The following is an 18,984-nucleotide window of genomic DNA, read 5'->3' on the forward strand; positions in this document are numbered from 1 at the left end:
CCAAATACGTCGATTCGCTTTTCGAAGTCAAAACAATCCTCACCAAAAACGAGGGAGACGATGGTCGACCCATCCTGTTCGAGAAGCACGAAACGCTTCCAGGTTGTTACTCCATCCTGGGCGGAAAGATCGACAATATTTATGACGTGCTGGAAAAGCTCGATACTGAAAACCTGTCCTGCACTCCCTCCTCTTCTTCTGAGCAACTACCATGAATTCGTTGATTGAAATCACCATCCCCATTTTGAACGAAGAGTCAACGCTGGCGGAACAAGTCCTCAAAACACACAACTATATTCAAAGTAACTTGAGCGACATTGGAACTGTTCGTATCGTCCTGGCGGACAACGGTTCCACCGATCGTACCCAAGAGATAGCCCTGCAACTGGAAAAAACCCTCCCGGATGTTCGCTACCTTCGCCTTGAGCAGCGTGGCGTTGGCCGGGCACTTAAAGCATCCTGGTCGCAATCGAGCGCCGAAATCGTCGGCTACATGGACCTGGACCTGGCTACCGACCTGAGCCACCTGCGCCCGGCACTGGAGGCACTGAAAGCCAACAAGGCCGATATCGTGACCGGTTCGCGGCTTGCGAAGGGCGCTAAAGTCATTGGCCGCAAGCCACTCAGAAATGTCACGAGCTTCGGCTTTAACCTCATCGTCAAACTTATTTTTCGCACCGCCTTCAGCGATGGCATGTGCGGATTCAAGTTTCTTCAACGAAAAATTCTGGCGCCGCTGATGCACACAGGGGCCAATAGCGACGGATGGTTCTTTGCAACCGAAGTGCTGATCACCGGCGAACACTTGAAATACCGTGTGATGGATCTGCCAGTCACCTGGACCGACGATCCGAACTCGAAAGTGAAGGTTCTCAAACTGACCATCGAGTATCTCAAAGCCATGGCTTCTCTACGTCAACGCCTCAAAAACTCCCAACGTGAAGCCTGAACATGCCAATACTCACGCCAAGCGACAAGCAGTTGGTACTCGGCACAGCGCTATGGGGCTGGGGGATAGAACGCGATCAGGCTTACCATTTGCTTGAGCAGTTTTTTGCTCAGTGGCGGCACAATGGTCGACACCGCAACCAACTACCCTATCAATAAGCGTCCGGAGGACTTCGGTCTGGCTGTTCGCTGGCTCGCGGACTGGGCTGAGCACAACGCTGACTCAAACCTCGCACTGACGGTAAAAATCGGCTCGAGAGACAATATGGGGTCGCCAGACGTCCATCTGGCGCCAGATGACATTGCTCGTGCATCCGACCTTCTGATGGGGCAGTTTGGCTCGGCACTTTCGTGCGTCTCGATCCACTGGGACAATCGCTCCGATGATGGTGTGCACGGCGCAACAGTCGCACAGACCGTCGAGGCCATGTCCAAGCTTGAACAGCAGGGTCTTGCTATCGGGCTTTCCGGCATCAGGCACCCAGAGGCGTACTACAAGGCCAATCCGTCGCTGTCGCAAAAATGGATTATCCAAGTCAAGGAAAACCTCAAGACCCATGCCGCTCGCTTTGCCTACGAAGCGTGGTTTCCTGATGCAAAATACCTGGCCTATGGCATTAATCTGGGCGGCCTGAAAACTGAAGTCTCCAAAACAAACAGCTCGATGGAATTGCGCAACATCAACATTCCCCAAGCGTTTACAGAAAAGCTTGTCGACTTCATCAACACATCGCACGAATTCGAACCAAGGCCGACAACCCTCAACGAACTCGCCCTCGCCGCCTCATTTGTGAACCCCGCCCTGTCGGGAATCGTAATTGGCCCGAGAAACACAGATCAATTGGACAGCACCCTCAGCTATTGGAAATCATTGCAAACGCTAGCAGAGAAAAGCAAAGGACAGAAAATCTTCACCCAACTGTTCGAAGAACTGCCGTCCGACTAGGAAGATTCGCTGACAATGCAAGCGCTTAAATACTTATTTGCAGGCGTCGCCAACACGGCTATCGGCTACGGCGTCTTCCTGCTGCTGATCACGCTTTTTGACATGAATCCGTCCTATGCCAACGCCATTGGCTACGTGATAGCCCTGATTGCAGCGTTCATACTCAATAAAACATTTGTGTTCAATCAATCGAGTACTGATCGAAGCACTATTCCGAAGTTCATTGTGGCGTTCAGCGTCTCGTTCGCAATCAACCAATTGGTACTTCTGGCGGGCTATCGGTGGTTAGGTATCAATGCCGAAATTGCACAAATATTTGCAATGATTTCTTACACGATTGCGTTTTATTTATTAAATAAAAAATTTGTTTTCAACAATTAATATGCCGGCCATATTGACGAGGATCCGAAGTGCCAAAGTATCTTTCACTCAAAATCAATAAGCCGATCGATCGGTGGGGGGCTAGCTTATGGCCTCGCCTTGATTTCCTCTGTACTTGTAACCGTCATATTATTCTCCGCCAACAACACTACGAAAATTACAAAACCACCCCTTCAAGAAAATTACATACCCGAACTCAAAGCAAACTTCGACACCTGCGAAATAGGTGCATTCTGGATTTCCGCCAGCGGATGGGCGCTCCTCGACCTTCCCGATAACACAATCAAAATCCATCTGTACGCCCGCGGAGATGGTGGAGCAATAAAGCTACTCACGCGTCGCATCTACAGAAAAGATGTTAGTGATTTCCTCAAAATAAAGAGCGACTTCCACTTGCATGGCTTTCACGCCACAGGCATTCGCCGCGACCTTCAGGCGTATTATGGAAAGTCACTGGAACTATATGTCGAAGACTCTAAAGGCGTAATGCATTACGGAGGCGCAAATGTCTGCACCGGAAAATGATCCATCGAACAACAAAACAATTCTGTTTGGTTTGTTTCTAGTAGCACTCTACGTGAGTTTTTACCTCACACTGAGCATCAACACCTTCTCCGACGACTCCAAGTTCCTGACAGCCGCAACGTCCGGAGCATCTTCGCTCAGCTACTTGCTGGAGCGCTACTACACTTGGACAGGCCGAATAGCAATTGAAGGCATCATGTACGAAACCATTGCCACCCCAGCATTCTGGAAGCTGGCAATTCCTTCTTTCCTACTCCTTAGCTCCTACTCCATATGGAAATCGTTTTTTTCGGACAAGATCGACTTCGCCTATGGGATACCGCTGTGCATGTTCGGAGTTTTAATAATCAGCCACCCCATTCTAGACACGACGGTCTTTTACGTAACCGGTTTTTATAATTATTTACTACCAGTTGCTTGCGGGCTTTTTGCATCCGCATTATTCGTAAAACCATCATCTTTTTCGACACCTGAGAAAATACTCGCGATCCCATTGGCGTTCATTGCATCGCAATCTGAACAAGTCGGAATTTCGATGATTGCAATATTTGCAACGTCGCTCATTTGGGATCGGAGAAACCAGGCAACCTTCAGAACTCTTTTGGCCTTGATCGTAATTGCGGGCTTTGCACTTCTAATCACTGCCCCAGGTAACTATTTACGCTTGACAACGGAAGCAGTGTACATGCCGGAATTCACCGAATATTCTTTTATCAGAAAGGTTTTGAATGGATTCGATATATTCAACGCCCACTACATTGACCCGATGAACCTGTACCCGAAGATCATCGCACTTCTACTTGTTTTGTTAACCATGGGAAAGACTTTCGAGTTAAAACGCACTGCACTGATATTGACCATTGGCGGAATTTTCCAAGGCAGCATCCTTTCCTTTTTATTCACAACCGGCAACGATGATTACTATTCAATAAGAAACTTGAACTCCGGATTTGGTCTGAATTATTTCTTTTCGTACGCACTTTCGATCAGCTCATTGATCAGTGCTACTTACCTGATGAAAAGAAGCTTGGCGACAAACAGCAGTTTTTATATAGGAACACTTCTACTTCTATTGCATACAGGCGTAACTGCTGTCGTAGGTCTCTCACCAACAGCTTATGAGTCTGGATACAGGGTTCTGCTCGTTGGCGATATCATCATCCTCATGCTTACTTGCTTGTTACTCAGAAATGTAACATGGCCAAATCAGCACAAGCCTTTGACTTGCAAAGTGCTATCCAACTAGATCTTCAGAGTACCCGAAGGCGAGCGTCACCTGATGGCCACGCTCGCCTGCCAGGTCAACTTTCCGTACCTGCCAACGCCGTCTTCCTCAAGCGAAATCCTGCTAATTGGGCGGTAATCAATACGATACCGAGCAGACTCATCGTGTTTGTATAAAACAGTAAACGAGCGTCAGCCGCATTTCCAAATAGAGCAAGACCTGCAAAATAGAAGCCTGCGGACAAATACACTACGACAATTTCTACGCTGACTTTTTTCAAGGCTACTAACAACATGAACAGCAGGATCGAGATCAAATACAGGCACCAGGGTTTAAATATGACAAGCTTCGAGGCCGTCAGCACATACTGCACAACTTCGTCACGCACATTCGAACTCGGGAGACTATAACCGTATTTATTGGAATCAACCTGCGGCGTCACTACGAGGAATGGCTCCCCTGAGTTCCCCCCCACGAGAAACTTTGCAAGCATTAACTTATTATAGCCAATGCAGACCGGATACTCCTTGACTACGGAAAACCAGAGGGTATCAACACTTTCATCGAAGGGTAATTTTGAGAATAGACCTGATGATAAATTGGAATGCCTTGGGTCATAGCCAGCCTTGATCTCAGACAACGCAAGCGCCGGCGCAATACTTTCAAACAAGTTCTTCTCAGCACATATACTTGCGCCTGCAATATCCATCACCCTAGTAATACGAATGAGTTTGGTCGCACCCTTTATTTCTCGAAACTCGGGTACCGAATACCTGTCAAATTGTATTTTTACAGTATAAACCGCTCCACTCAATATCAGGCCCGATACAATCACGAAGGCCAAAGAGCTTGGTCCTGAGGGAGAACGTTTACTGAAAATCCATACTGAGTAGAACAGCAAAGGCACAGCAGCGGTGATTGCATTATGCCGAGTACAGACAGCTAAAAACACCAGAAATATAGAGACCCCAAATAGAAATAATAAACTTGGACGCGACCTAGGCTCTTTCATTGCAAGCATGACTGCAAAAGCCGCCACAAAGAAAGAAGCCATCAGCACATCTTTCCATATCGCAGCAATGGTACCAATCACAACTGGAACAATCAGATAAAGCAGGAAGAATGCCGTCGAAAGCGTATGCCTTCTCAGAAAATAGTACATCACATAGTAAACCGCCCCCAATAAAAGCAGCAATTGTGAAAACAACATTGCTACAGGGCCACGCGAAACAATATCAACAACACGCCAGACATAACTTACAACGGGAGGCCAGGTCGAATCCACTACGCCACTTCTAGCTCCTTCAAGCGCATGAAATGTATCAAATGTCATAAACCCTGGATAAAACATCCAGCTTATCAGTAACGTGACACTGACGGGCACGAAGAAACCCGGAGCTATCTTCAGTAAACCTTGAACAACACCTTTTGCCAGTGCAAAAAACAGTACGGCAAAGACCAACGAACTGGCAAAGCTAAGCAACAGCAACCTTTTATAATTGACGTCTCGGCCAGGCTTAAATATTGACAGCTCAAACTGTGGATCTGGAGCCGTGGCGCTTATCACAAGTACGTCGCCTACAACTTCAATTTTGTCGACGCCTTGCAACGGGATAATTCGCGCCAGTAACTCTGTCGGCGTTAACGTCACTGTGGAAAAAAGGTAGTTGAGCTGAACACTTTTTATCGTCATATTGACTAAACTGTCGGCAGGATCAACCCTGAGTGACTTGATTGCGCCATCCGGCAACGCCAAGCCTATGCCGAGCCCCGGTTTCCCCTCGTATGCAACCCGCTCACTATTCTCAGCCGAATAGGATGGATAAATCGAATCATCCTTGAAGACGGGAAAATACAGCTGCATGAATTCAGGCTTATTGGTTTCTGCAAAAAAAACAATAGTGTCTTTATGAACTGCGCCCAAGCCAAAAACCAGCATCAGAGAAAAAATCAGCGCCGCACAATAAAAAAGCGATGCCCTTGCCAGGCACTTTAAAGTTAGAAATCTCATAAACCCTCTGCCCAGCATTTATTTTTCGATTCAAGCCAACCTAATGGCGAAACTCAAATGACGGTCTGAAACGATCCTCAAGGACAACTGTTCGGAACCGCCCGCCAAGGGGCGGTTCCGACGACATCACTCGCCAATATTCCCGACCAGATCGACTGCGAGTTTTTTAGAATACTGTCGCAATTCCGGAACAGCGGTTGCTTCCCAATAATCGGCTTTCAACATAGGGCCTACGTAATACAGCCATGAGGAACAAACACCTGAAGTATTTTTGACTGCCAGTTGCTCGTTGACACACAATCCCAAGCCAAGTGCATCAACCTGTATGACACCGTCGGCGCACAGCTGTTGAATCAGGGGATCCTTGACACGATGCAAGTTGGTAGTCGGGCCTGTGCAATTAATAACCTGCTCGACGTCTAGCTGTTCGAAGGCTTTTTCGTTGCGTCGTTGAATTCCTATACGCAAATGATCAGAACCCGTCTCAACGCTTTTGATACGGCCTGCAAGGAATCGGACTTGTCCGGCGCTCAGCGCTTCTTCAAAACGCTGATAGGCCGCTGGCGCGACCCGATGACGGTGTACATCCCAATACGGCTGGAGATGACGCAAGAAGCGTCGGCGCTCGGTGAGCGGCAATCGAAGCCACAGGTTCGAAGTAATCGGGCGCAGGGCCGCCACCCAGTCACGCCAATCCAGCCCATCATTGCGCTTAGCGCTAATCTCACGCCGAATCAATTGCAAATAGCCACGTACCGAAGGCGCTGCTTGCAGAAGTCGCTCGACGAAATCGGCGGGGACTTCATCAGTCGTTCGCTTCGGGCGATGAGGCAGGGGCCGAAGCCCTCGCCGAGAAACCATATAGATAGGGCCTTTATGTCCGCTTTGCAGCAGACCCAGCGACACATCCAGTGCCGTGAGCCCGGTGCCCACTAGCAAAACAGCCCGATTCGGGTCTTCGGATTGCGTTGCACCCGCTGCCCACGGATCAGACTGATAACGGTCCCCCCCCCATCGACGAGCAGAACCCAGGAGGATCGAGCGGTGAGAAATTACCAAAGGCCAGGACCACCTGATGTGCATCGATGTGCTGCCCGTTAGCCAGCTCGACAACCGCGCCCGTCTTTCGAGGTTGCAGACTGCGAACCTCCGCCACGATACGCTCCAGCTTTACTCCACTTGCACAATGCCTCTCTGCATCGTCCAGAACTGAAGTAAGGTATTCCCCATAGATCTTGCGCGGAACAAATGACGACGCCGTATAGGCGGGGTCTTTTGCCTGGCAGTAGCGTAGAAAATGCTCCGGATCATCGACATCCGCACTCATATTGCCGGCCGGAACATTGAGCAGGTGCAGCGAACTGTTCGTACCGTAAGCCAATCCTCGCGCCATGGTTCCAGAGCGATTGATCAACACGACTCGCACATCGGCCGGGCTACGCCGTAAAAACTGCGCGGCCGTGACTGCGCCACTGAAACCAGCGCCAATGATGACGAGGGTTTTCATTGACCAAACCTTTTATCCAGGTAATCCAGCACTCTGGCGATGGACTCGGACAAATCCTCGGTCACAGTGTTGATCCGGATATGCGGATCCGTAGGCGCCTCATAGGCGGAATCGATCCCGGTAAAGTTCTTTATCTGTCCGGCTCTGGCCTTGCCGTAGAGCCCCTTGGGATCACGGCGCTCACACTCTTCCAGAGAGGTGTCAACGAACACTTCGACAAACGCGTCATTTCCGATCACATCGCGCGCCATCGCGCGATCACGGTGAAAGGGGGAAATAAACGCCGTGATCACGATCAATCCGGCGTCAATGAGCAACTTCGAAACTTCCGCAACACGGCGAATGTTCTCGACTCGATCAGCATCGGTAAAACCAAGATCCTTGCACAATCCCATGCGCAAATTGTCGCCATCAAGCAAGAAGGTGTGACGTGCCTTGGCCACCAGGGCTTGCTCCAAGGCATTGGCGATCGTCGACTTGCCCGCACCACTCAACCCGGTGAGCCAGATCACTGCCGGTTTTTGCCCTTTCACCTGGGCTCGAGCCGAGGCGCTGATGGCCGTGGCGTGAAAAACCAGATCCTTACTCATTCGATTAACCTTATTCAAATCAGACGATCAAGGCCCGCCAGCGAACTGGCGGGCCTCCTGAGCGCTATACCTGGGGCAACAGACGATCACGCAAGGCCTTGATACGAGCCTCACAGATGCGATAAGACTCGCTGTTGAGCAAGTCGGCACGCTGTTGCTCGTCAGTCAGCGCAAGGGTATGAGTGTCGCAACCAATTCGGTGAATGTAATCACCGATGAAATCACAGGTACGCAATGACGCCCAATCTGTGCCGTCGCGAGTAAACAACTGCATTGTCAGGTAGTAATCTTCCATGTACTTCATATCATCGAAGTAACTAATGGATTGCAGATCGCACTGGTTCAGATCCAGCAGAAAACTGTGCAGCGGCGCATGGTTATGCTCGATGAAGTCGCGATAGGTTTCACCGTAATCATAAATTTTGTCACGCTTGATTATGCACCCGGTCGCCGAGTCCACCATGGTGGAGTAAACACGCCCGAAGGTTGCGTTCTTGCCGCTGGACTTGAGTTGCTCAAGCTGTGAACTGTAAGCCCACGGAAACAGCATGTCGTCATAATCAAGAAATGCTGCATAGCCACTGCCGACGGCTTTCAGCGCATCGTTCAACATCAACGAACGCAGATCCGGTGTCTGCTCTGTCGAGAAGTAACGACGAATCACCGGTTCGCAATGCTCGCTCCACGGCAGTTGATCGAGTTGCGACTGGAGTTGCGCTATTTCTTCGTCGTCCATGTCCTGGATAGCCAGAACAGGCAACACCCGGCAGCCGGATTGGGCAATCAACGAAAGCAGCGCATTGAGCAACGACGCACGGTCACCTCGACGGTGGTAGCGCACGATGGTCGATACCGTATCGAGTGTTGTGGACTGAATTCCGCTTTGCGGCAGCAGTCGGAAACATGTGGCTTCACAGCATATTTTGTATCCGGCCGCCGGAGCCACCGGTTGTAAAGCCATGAACGCCACCTGATCCGCATTAATACTGAAGTTGACAGTACTTTCACCCTGCACAAACAGCGGATCATTTCGCACACTGGCGGACACTGCATAACCCTTGTGTCGTTCCGCCATTTTCAGCAACGACTCAATGGCCGATGCAGGAAACAGGCAAATATCACTGAACAACAACGTGAAGTCAGCATCCGCGGGCTGATGGCTGTCGACGGTCAGACCCAGCGCCATTAAAGCCTGCCGGACCTGATCATCGTTCGCTGCGATCGAACAATTCTGCAGCACGTTCGAACCTGCCAGGCACGCAAGGAATTTGCGACGCGATTCCGGTTCGGCTTCAAGACGAGCCAAGGCGTCGGAGGTCAACGTGATGTTGAGCTTCAAATCCGTGGCAAGTGCAAAATGGCTGGTCGCTGCAAACGCCTGACCGGACAGTGCGCGACCGATGGAATTGAGGTAGCCATAACCGAAGCGCGTATCCGGTTCAAGGTGTGCGCCTTCGGCCCATTCATTCCATGCGTTGACGACGACGTATCGACGATCTTCAGGCAGGTTTTGCTCGGAATAGTCGACCAGAAACTCCATCCACGTCTGGAATTTTTCCGTAGTGAAGTTGTTCAGCGCATAGGCTCTGTTGCCGTAACGAGCGGTGTTATCCCACGTCGGAACCAAAGACCGGAACAGGGTGAAATCCTTGCCCAGATCTTGTGCCATGTAATGGTCGGCAACTTCACCGTAGTTAATGACGTTACCTTCCAGAGGCCAGTACGGACGCAACTGGTTGCGAGTATCTGGTACCGCGTCAGCTGTCCAGTCGTGCAGCACCCGCTCAACCGCAGCATCCATCCCGTGGTCTTGGGGCTGCGTCGCACCGCGCGTCAATGTCGCCACCATGTAAGGCGCCTTGAGGCCGACGTTCTCGCACTCTTCGCGCCAGACTTCCAGGTATTCTTCGATATGCTCGATCGACGACGGACGATACACATGCAGCATCGGACGCCCGTCTACTTTGATGTAGCGCTCGTCTTTAAAGAACGGAATGAGATAGCGAATGAAACCACGCGCATCTTCTTTCGAGTAAACCTGACCGAGCAGAATTTCCTGCTCGTTGCCATCCCAACGGCGAGTCCAGTTTTCATTCGCCCAGCAAAAGGCAAACGGCATGTTGATCTCGGGATTGGCCACCAGCATCTGCGCTGGCTTTTCAAGAATCATTCGGCCGGTGAACCAGTAATGGTAGAAAATCAGGCCATGAACACCTGACTTCTGCATCATTTCGGCCTGTTGCTGCAACTGCGCCGGGCCGTCGAGGTGATAGTACCCGATGTCCTCGTGCGGAACGTGTTGCTGATAATGACCGAAGAACAGCGGATTGGCCGAACGCACTTTGTGCCACTCGGTAAACCCGGTTCCGTGCCATTCGTCATTTTCAGGCGTTGGGTGGAACTGAGGCAGGTAATACGCCAGTACTTTGACCGTGTCGTGTTTGATGCTGGCCGAGTAATCAACCTGCGGCTCGTAGTAGTCGCGCGGTTCGTGAGAAATCTGCGGCGCTTCCAGCTGATAATTACGCCCTTCACTGGTTGTTGTATTAACCAGCACCAAGCGCTGCAGAGTACGGCTCAACATGTCCGGCGCGACAGCGTCGCCGGCATTTGCGAAATGCTCAAACTGCAACGGCAGTTGTAACAGATCACTGATCGTGCTGACCCGCGCCCAGAACAGGCCCGCGCGTGGGAATTGCGCACCCGGGAAACTCTTGGCGTCAACTTCCGTGCACTTTTCCAGAACTGTGGCAATCACGTTTCCAGTATCACTCCAGCCAGCCTGATGGTAGTCCGCAGACTCAGCTCGGATGTCGACGGGATAAACCACTTTTGCGTCGCCAGCGAGCAATTGCAGAATCTGCCCGACATTGGCAGGCGAGCCGCAGAGGAGATCAAGACGCTCTTTGACACCCGAACCGTCGTCGTTGCCGGCGTCGTCATGCAAGTGAGCGACAACGTCGTATTCCTTGAGACGGTCACCGAACTGGACAATCAGCGATGCAATAGCGCCGACGTGTTCAGGGACGACATCAACAACCAATTGGCGCAACAGAGGAACGGTAGCGCGCAGCGGTTTATTGTCAAACTTCGACCCACCGCCACCAATGCGCGAAATGTACAGGTCGAATTCGACAGGGATGTTCTTGAGATATGCAAGCCAGTCACCGGACATTTGCTCACTGCTCAGATGAAGATGAACAGCAACCATCTGTGCGGTTGTTTTTGGAACCTCGCAAAGATAAGGATCCAGATAGTAGGGCACGACTCTCAGTACTTCGTACTCAGTCAATGCCGCATCGCCGAGAGGCTTGGCGATCTGGCTCAGCGCAAATCGCTTCTGACTACGCTTGAGTTTACGAACAGCAATCGCCAACGCGTGACGCAGCCCACCACGCCGCGCTTCACGCACAAAACGTCCGAGCAATTCCGGCTGCTGCGAAACCAGGTTCAGCAGCTGCACGACAACTCGGTGACGGCTTATTTTACGGGACAGGTAATAGTTGCGCCCCTTGGTGTCGAAAATCGGTCGCCCTTCATAATACCCATAACGCAAGTAATGTATCAGCGGGTTGATACGTCGCAGCCGTACATCTGAATAATGCTCCAGGTACGCCTTGGTGGAAAAACCAGCCGATGGATCACGCCCCTCACGCCAGCCTTGCTCGAGATAGTGCTGCAACGGATTGATACCTGCGGCACGAACGTCTTCGTTGGTACTCAGGTAGTAATCAGCATCGAACAGTTCGCTTTCAGCGGGGTTATCGCCTCGATAACGCAAGCCAAAACGTTCGGCCATATGCAAGACCAGCGACTTGAGCAAAAACCGCCCGGAAGTGTAGCGGTACAGGTCATTTTCGAGGCTCTGAACGGAGCCTTGCGACTCGGAGAGATTGGCTTGAAAGGAATCGTATTGGCCTTCAAGCCAGTGACGATATTCAATCAGTTTTGAATAATCAGCTTTTAACTCGGCGTGGATCGTCTCAAGCTTGCCATGAGCACTGGCAAGTGCGTTGTGATCAGCTTCGAGAGTCTCCAGGTTCTTGCCTTTCACACTCAACTGCTCGCTTAGATAAGCGTTATTTATATCGAAATGTCGCATGAGCCGGTACGCCGGCAAACGCGTGAGCATCGCTTGATAAAGCTCACTCACCGTAGCCACAACAGCTTGGTCATCTGCATGCTCATCGCGCGAAAGTTGCAAAAGCAGGAGACTGAGATTCAAGACATCGGCGGGGACCTTTTCGTCCTTGGCGAGTCCATCAAGGGTAAAGCTGTTGTGTTGCAACGAATGCTGGAGAAACTCGTGCTTATACTCCTGAAACTCCGGTCCTTGGGGATCGAACGGCAGTCCCAGCGACTTGGAGATTCGGCAGAGCTGCTTCTCAGGCTCCTGAAGCATCAGCTCGTAGTTTACAAAAACTCTTGAAGCACCCTGGCTGTACTTCAAACTCAACAGCATGTGCTCCAGCCAGAGAAAGTAGCCCTTCTCTACCTCGAACTCGTTTCGTTTGACCAGCGAATGGGCAACATTTTTCGGGTTACGGAAAGCGACGACGTAACTGACCTTCAAACCCAGCTCGGCAAAGATTTCCTGCCAAAACGGTAGCAGTCTCGACATCCGAGGGTCTTTTACACCGAAACATTTTATGTCCGCGACTTTCTCGCGCAGATGCTCGATGGCACGAATTTTATGGCTTTGAGTGATTGGTGAACTCAACTCTTCCGGGCTGATGGGTACCAAGCTATCCCAGGCGTGACCCAGGTCGGCCAGCAACTCTTCGTTGTACGCAGTGATCGTCGCATCTTCGAAGAAGCCCTTTTCATTATTGCCAGACTCAGCGGGCAATAGGTTATCGCCCAAGTCGACACCAAGGACTTTTAAACCGCGCGTAATGGCACTGGTACCGCTTCGGTGCATGCCCAGAACTACGACTATTTGTTTTTCATCCATAAGATTAATTATGCTCAACACTTGAAGTGGTAAAGGCTGCAATACATTTGAAATCTACCGTCCCGGTCGCTGTGATCGCAGTTTCCGGCAGAACACGAAACAGGCATGCGTCGCTCAGGCGGTGCAGATAGGTTTCTCCCTCTCCAACGACACCCACCACCCCCGAGTTGAGAAAATAGGTGCCTGGGTTCAGGTTACACTCAAACTTGAACTCGACATCCATTTGCGCGTCGGCTGCAACGTAAGTGATAGAGTCCTGCGCATTGGCCGCACTAACCGCGCCACCGATCTCGATACCCGCCAGCGTTTTGATCATCATGCCAAAGCGGACAGCCACCGCACCTGTCGAAAACGATACGCGGTAGGTATAACGATAGCTGTCACCACGCTTGAGGCAGTTGACCTGTTTGCCGGCGGCATTAAGGATGCGTGGATCGCTGATTAGAACCCCGTGAGATTCGTAGGACATCACGCTTTTAGATACGATATGAGGATCGAAGTATTCCTCCAGACCGTTGTCCGTGGCCTGCGAAGCCTCGACTGCTACTGCCGAACGCTGCGCTTCTCGATCCAGTTCAAGTCGCTCGAGCGCGCCTGACTTGATCGATTCGCGGATCTCGACAACCTTGCCGGCGGGTGCGTACAGCAGCTTCTGGTATTGACCGACGATGACCTTCGGCACACCCTCAGCAAGCTTCTCGCCCTTGTCCAGCAGAATCGCCCGGGTACAGAGTTCTATGACTGCACTGCCGGAGTGCGATACGAACAGGATCGTGGCGCCACTGGCTTTGATCGCTTCGATGCGCGCAAAGCACTTGCGCTGAAACAGTTCGTCGCCGACGGACAACGCCTCGTCGACGATCAGGATTTGTGGATCGACGTTAATGGCGACGGCAAAAGCCAAGCGAACCATCATGCCACTGGAATAGGTCTTGACCGGCTGATCGATAAATTCGCCGATTTCCGCAAATGCCTCGATTTCGGCAAAGCGTGCGTTGGTTTCCTCTCGCGTTAGACCCAGCACCGCAGCATTCATGTACACGTTCTCGCGGCCACTGAACTCCGGATTGAACCCGGAACCCAGTTCCAGCAAGGCAGCCACACGACCATGGGTCAGAATATCGCCATGAGTCTGATTGAGGGTGCCGCAGATCATCTGTAGCAGAGTGGATTTACCGCTACCGTTACGCCCCAAAATACCGACCGTTTCGCCACGCTCAATGGTGAACGAGACATCTTGCAGGGCCCAGAACTCACGGAAGTACTGTTTGCGGCCGCGAGCGAACATCTGCATCAGCCGATCTCTCGGCTTGTCGTAGATATGAAAGCACTTGCTCAGATTATTGACGGCAATTGCTGTATTAGAGGACATCAGCGAACCCTTTACGCGTTTTTTGGAACCACGCAAATCCTAGCCAAAAGACAAGGGCTGCAGCGATATAGTAGAAACCCAAGTGGAGAAAACTCGGCAGCTCTCCCCGAAAAAGCAACGCCCGTGTATCTTCGATTGCGGGTGTCAGCGGATTCAGGAACAACAGGTGCCGGTACTGTTCGGGCAATGCCGTGATCGGATAGAAAATCGGCGACAGGAACATCAGAACGGAAGTGCAGACTCCAATGATCTGACTCACATCCCTGAGGTAAACCCCAATCGAGGCTAGAAACCAGACCAGCCCCACAACGAAAATCATCAGGGGCGCGAGAAATACCGGCAACAGCAAAACCGTGTACTGCAACTTTCCGAAGAAAATCAGGTAAGCAATCAACCACACGCTAAGACTGACAAGGAAATGAAACATGGCGGCGCCCAGCGTTACCCAAGGAAGAATTTCCAGCGGGAACACCACTTTCTTTACGTAGTTGACGTTGCCGACAATCAGACCGGGAGCCCGGTTAATGCACTCGGCGAACAGATTGAACACGATCAGGCCGGCAAACAGCATGAGCGCGAACTCGGTCTTCGAGCTGCTATCCACACTCCATCGGGCTTTGAACACGACGCTGAATACAAAGGTGTAGATCACCAGCATCACAATCGGGTTGAACAATGACCACAGCATGCCCATGATCGAGCCGCGATAGCGTCCGACAATTTCCCGCTGCACCAGCGCTCGAATGAGACCTTTATTGCGCCAGATGCCATTGAGCATCTCCTTGGGCGAAGTCGAAAAGTTCAGCATTTTTTAAAAACCTCAATAAATCCGAGGGAGTTTAAATTCCCCAGCAAACTCTCTCGCCCAACCATTACTTGAATTACCACAGAACTCTTCCTGAAAGGAGCCAAGCCCGGCTGCGTGTCAGATTCCATTGAACAACGTCGCCAAAACCAGCCCAAGGTTGCCCCATAAGGATTGCCGGTAGACCCCGGATCGTCGTAACCAGATGACCCGGGCCAATCCTCGAGAGCTTCGCGCTCGCTGAAACCGATCCAGCCTCATCCGGCTTTCTTCATTCAACTGGAACCGGATCGATTCCAGTGCTGCAATATTCTTTTGATTCCAGCCACGAAAACGACCGCGAAACTGCATGCGAACCCGCATCAACTGCACCATCACGCCCGACGCAGCACCGATGACATTCGCATCATGTTGCCTGTAGAGAATCGTCGGGCTGGTATCGTAAATGACACTGCCGCCCGCACCGGCAACGAGGAGATAGGCCCACCAGTCATGCGATACCACATCCAGATTCTCGCCTGCCTGTTGAAACAGCCGTCGGGCCGCCTGGTTGAACACCATTGTGTTTCCACCACCTACACTTTGCACCAGTGCATTGGCAAATCCGACCGGACGCTCGAACAAGGGTGACAAGCCGATACGCGCTCCCTGCTCGTCAATCAACTCAGTTCTGCCACAGTACAGCGCCGGACTTTGCGAAGGCGTTTCCTGAAGTTTTTTGCAGGGCGCACTCCAGCTTGTTCGCCTGCCAGATATCGTCTTGATCTGCCCAGGCGTAGTAGTCGGCTTCAATCGTTTTGTCACACGTCAATGAGAGGAAATTGGCGGCGTAACCGGACCTCGGCCCTTGACGGACAGAGAGCTTGCCGTCCCCCCAGCGTTCGGAGTATTCACGCAGCAATTCCAGGGTTGAGTCGGTGGAACCATCATCCGAAACCACGACAAACCAGTCAGGGCAAGTCTGTCGCGCGATGGACTCCAACTGCTGAGCCAGAAACCGCTCACCATTGAAGGTGCACAATAGAATCGCAATCCGCACCCTGATCCCGGAGAAATCAGGCCGACCATGATCCACATCGTGATAATCCGAATTGTCATTTTGGACAACCGGGGAAAGGGGGGCTACCACCGAGCACTCCGTTGCTGAAATGATAAAATTTTGCCTGCGACAGCCCGTCTGTTGAGGGCGAGCGACCCCTTGGCCGATCGAGCCGCACAAGGGCTCATGCGTCGCTCCAAGTCGCGCAAAATTTGCAATTATAACGACGAAGCCTTGCCATTTGATAGCCCAGTGACATTATCGTTTTCCACCGCCCGGTGCTGATATGGAAAACTGAACATTAGTAACCCTGAGCCTGGCGCTCGAACATCGACAATGCGCCACCGCGCCGGGGGCATAGGGTACCAAGCGCGCCGCGAGCAAAAAAGGGTAGCAGTTTGCCAACGCCCGAAAACAAACGGCCTCCCACAGGGAACAATCGGGCAATGCGTCCTCAGCGCTGGAGCCTGGAATCATGATGCCCCGCCGTTTGACGCAGCGCCTGCTCCACCGTGATGACAGGCGACCAGCCGAGAACCGAGCGGGTTTTACCGATATCGACCTGCAGCGAACCACACAGGCGTTGAGCCAAAGCACGCCGCCCGAGCAGCGACGCAGCACTACTCAGCAGCCATGAGGGCACTGGCAGTAAATATGATTTTACGCTCAGCGCAACGGCCATACGGCGGAGCAGTTGGGAGGTAGAAAGATCCTCCCCATCGCTGACCAGGAATACCTGTCCGGCAGCAGCCGGATGACGAATGCAGACGGCAATCAAATCGACCAGGTTGCCGATCGCAACCAGACTGCGCTGATTATTTATCCCGCCGAGCGGAAGTGGCACCCTCCGGTCGAGCCAACGCATCATATTGAAAAAGTTGGCTTTGACACCTGGCCCATAGATCAGGGGCGGCCGAATGATGACAACCTCCATTCCCGTCTCTTTGCCGACCTGCATCAACTGCTCTTCGGCCTCCCATTTGGATACGCCATACGGGTCAACGGGGGCGGGTCGATCATCAGCACAAAATGGTTGCCCAGGCTGGGTCATCTCGCCATTGACCTTGATCGAACTGATAAAGATGAACCGCCTGACGCCCGCGCTCGCGGCATGCCGGGCAAGGCGCACAGAGCCCTCGACGTTTATCCTGCGAAACTCCTGCAGCGGATCGGCCGCCACATCGTTCATCACATGCACACGCGCCGCGCAGTGAATGACTACTTCGACACGCTCAAGGCCCGGCAAGGCGCGATCCCCCTCCAGATCGAATGCAACGACCGGACAGAGTCCACTCAGCCTCGTCTCACCACGAACAGCAGCGACAGGTGTGAACACTTTGTCTCGCAATAAACGAAAGATCAGCGCCTCACCCACAAAACCGGTTGCGCCTGTTACCAGAACTCGTGGACCGCTCATTTGGCTTTTTTTCCAACTACCGCCGTCGCCCAGCAGATACAAAAGAAGAACAACTTATCGCGCACTCGGCGTCGACATTTCCAGGCACTCATTGAAAGCCTCAACAGCTGCCACCTCGACAACGAAAACCACTGCTTGACGAAAGCATCATGTTCAAGCCCAACCAAACGCGTGATCGTTTTAACTTGTGAAAACCACCAGCCGTCATGGATGGTCTTGTAGCGCGCAATCAGCGAGTTGATGCCCGTATTGGCCCCCACCTGATTTCGCTCGTGCTGGCGATAGTTCATCGAAGGCTGCTCATCAATGAACCACTCGAAACCTCTACTTCGAGCAAAGGCGTAGCAGTACCAATCATGGAGACTGACTTCCTGCAACTCGCTCCAGTTGGCAAGCATGCAGGCCTTGAGCGGACTCGATAGCTGGCGACTGAACACATACGTGCACCCCGGACCAGCCGCCTCGAACAGAAAATCCCAAGCAGTATGAGGCTGAGCCTTATCGAGTAGATGTGTGCGGCCGTCTGGCCAGAATGCAACAACGTTACTTGAGTAGGCGTCTACTTGCCGATCACCGATCTGACGGATTGCTCGCTCAAGTTTTCCCGGATACCAGACATCATCCTGATCGGCGAACGCGACAAACTCGTACTCTTCAATCGGTACATCGCGAATCAACCTGAAGAAGTTGCGTGAGGCTCCACCGAAAGTACCAGCGCCAGGCAGCACGACGACGGCAGGATGCCGAGCCGCATAGGCATGACACCACGCCTCGGTTCCATCCGTTGAAGAGTCAACACTGATATGAACGGTTACATCGACGCCAGACTGCTCAAGAATCGAATCCAGTTGCTCTTCGATCCATTGCATTCCATTGAAGGCTGCCAGCAAAACCGCAACCTTGGGATGTTTTACTGGCATAGCTTTCCTGCTCGGACTGGTTGAACGCTCCCACTCGAAACGAGGTGTTTCAGTCAGTGGGAAGGTGAGTCCAGCAATTTTTGCAAATACTGGCCGTAGCCGGTTTTCTTCAAGGCGTCGGCCTGCACTGCCAACTGTTCTGAAGTGATCCAGCCATTGTGGTATGCAATTTCTTCCAGGCACGCCACTTTCAAGCCTTGACGCTGCTCAATGGTGTGGACGAAGTGACTCGCCTCAAGCAGAGAGTCATGGGTGCCTGTATCCAACCACGCAAAACCACGCCCCAGCATCTCGACATTAAGGGTTTGCTGTTCGAGATAAGCACGATTCACATCGGTGATTTT

Annotated in this window: 17 protein-coding genes and 1 pseudogene; 6 read left to right on the forward strand and 12 right to left on the reverse strand. The window is 52.0% G+C overall.

The features are described 5' to 3' along the window. The 6 genes and pseudogenes from HT737_RS06665 to HT737_RS06690 all read left to right on the forward strand — a co-directional run. Positions 1 to 215 (forward strand): annotated as a pseudogene (locus tag HT737_RS06665) (D amino acid oxidase (DAO) family protein); the annotation flags it as partial. Beyond that, entirely contained in the window at positions 212 to 949 is a 738-nt protein-coding gene (locus tag HT737_RS06670; protein ID WP_182401919.1) for a glycosyltransferase, read from the forward strand. The pseudogene HT737_RS06665 and the gene HT737_RS06670, both read left to right, overlap by 4 nt. A gap of 105 nt (positions 950 to 1,054) precedes the next feature. Continuing rightward, positions 1,055 to 1,894, forward strand: a complete 840-nt coding sequence (locus HT737_RS06675) for an aldo/keto reductase (protein ID WP_306287182.1) — start codon at positions 1,055 to 1,057, stop codon at positions 1,892 to 1,894. 15 nt (positions 1,895 to 1,909) lie between these two features. After that, positions 1,910 to 2,275 (forward strand): GtrA family protein, encoded by a 366-nt coding sequence (locus HT737_RS06680; protein WP_182401920.1) that lies wholly within the window; start codon positions 1,910 to 1,912, stop codon positions 2,273 to 2,275. A gap of 99 nt (positions 2,276 to 2,374) precedes the next feature. Then, positions 2,375 to 2,800 (forward strand): hypothetical protein, encoded by a 426-nt coding sequence (locus HT737_RS06685; protein ID WP_182401921.1) that lies wholly within the window; start codon positions 2,375 to 2,377, stop codon positions 2,798 to 2,800. Next, complete coding sequence (locus HT737_RS06690) at positions 2,781 to 4,046, forward strand: hypothetical protein (RefSeq protein ID WP_182401922.1); 1,266 nt, start codon at positions 2,781 to 2,783, stop codon at positions 4,044 to 4,046. The genes HT737_RS06685 and HT737_RS06690 overlap by 20 nt, the downstream gene beginning before the upstream one ends. A gap of 55 nt (positions 4,047 to 4,101) precedes the next feature. On the opposite strand, the gene HT737_RS06695 is transcribed toward HT737_RS06690, so the two are convergent. The 12 genes from HT737_RS06695 to HT737_RS06740 form a co-directional block, all read right to left on the reverse strand. Continuing rightward, positions 4,102 to 6,036: a hypothetical protein gene (locus HT737_RS06695; RefSeq protein ID WP_182401924.1), complete on the reverse strand. Its 1,935-nt coding sequence runs from the start codon at positions 6,034 to 6,036 to the stop codon at positions 4,102 to 4,104. Positions 6,037 to 6,162: 126 nt separating this feature from the next. After that, complete coding sequence (locus HT737_RS31740; RefSeq protein ID WP_306287179.1) at positions 6,163 to 6,942, reverse strand: FAD/NAD(P)-binding protein; 780 nt, start codon at positions 6,940 to 6,942, stop codon at positions 6,163 to 6,165. An 82-nt stretch (positions 6,943 to 7,024) separates the two neighbouring features. Then, a complete protein-coding gene (locus tag HT737_RS31745) occupies positions 7,025 to 7,543 on the reverse strand; it encodes an FAD/NAD(P)-binding protein (protein WP_306287180.1) in 519 nt (172 codons plus the stop codon). Then, positions 7,540 to 8,133 carry an adenylyl-sulfate kinase gene (cysC, locus tag HT737_RS06705; RefSeq protein ID WP_182401927.1) on the reverse strand — a complete coding sequence of 198 codons (594 nt, stop codon included), beginning with the start codon at positions 8,131 to 8,133 and terminating at the stop codon, positions 7,540 to 7,542. Before cysC ends, HT737_RS31745 begins: the two co-directional genes overlap by 4 nt. 64 nt (positions 8,134 to 8,197) lie before the next feature. Beyond that, positions 8,198 to 13,087, reverse strand: coding sequence for a glycoside hydrolase family 99-like domain-containing protein (locus HT737_RS06710; protein ID WP_182401929.1), 4,890 nt, complete (start codon positions 13,085 to 13,087; stop codon positions 8,198 to 8,200). Positions 13,088 to 13,091: 4 nt separating this feature from the next. Beyond that, entirely contained in the window at positions 13,092 to 14,459 is a 1,368-nt protein-coding gene (locus tag HT737_RS06715; RefSeq protein WP_182401931.1) for an ABC transporter ATP-binding protein, read from the reverse strand. Further along, the gene (locus HT737_RS06720; RefSeq protein ID WP_182401933.1) at positions 14,449 to 15,267 is read right to left on the reverse strand and encodes an ABC transporter permease; all 819 of its coding nucleotides are present in this window, start codon (positions 15,265 to 15,267) and stop codon (positions 14,449 to 14,451) included. The genes HT737_RS06715 and HT737_RS06720 overlap by 11 nt, the downstream gene beginning before the upstream one ends. 117 nt (positions 15,268 to 15,384) lie before the next feature. After that, on the reverse strand, positions 15,385 to 15,927 hold the full coding sequence (locus tag HT737_RS32350) for a hypothetical protein (RefSeq protein ID WP_308809977.1): 543 nt from the start codon (positions 15,925 to 15,927) through the stop codon (positions 15,385 to 15,387). A gap of 1 nt (position 15,928) precedes the next feature. After that, positions 15,929 to 16,393 (reverse strand): glycosyltransferase, encoded by a 465-nt coding sequence (locus tag HT737_RS32355; RefSeq protein WP_374011141.1) that lies wholly within the window; start codon positions 16,391 to 16,393, stop codon positions 15,929 to 15,931. A gap of 364 nt (positions 16,394 to 16,757) precedes the next feature. Further along, entirely contained in the window at positions 16,758 to 17,720 is a 963-nt protein-coding gene (locus HT737_RS06730) for an SDR family oxidoreductase (RefSeq protein ID WP_182401937.1), read from the reverse strand. Further along, entirely contained in the window at positions 17,717 to 18,640 is a 924-nt protein-coding gene (locus HT737_RS06735; protein WP_182401935.1) for a glycosyltransferase, read from the reverse strand. The genes HT737_RS06730 and HT737_RS06735 overlap by 4 nt, the downstream gene beginning before the upstream one ends. Positions 18,641 to 18,693: 53 nt before the next feature. After that, a partial coding sequence (locus tag HT737_RS06740) for a sugar phosphate nucleotidyltransferase (protein ID WP_306287181.1) occupies positions 18,694 to 18,984 on the reverse strand: 291 nt, incomplete at its 5' end.

The sequence above is a fragment of the Pseudomonas sp. MD195_PC81_125 genome (assembly GCF_014060985.1).
GTDB classification, from domain to species: domain Bacteria; phylum Pseudomonadota; class Gammaproteobacteria; order Pseudomonadales; family Pseudomonadaceae; genus Aquipseudomonas; species Aquipseudomonas parakoreensis.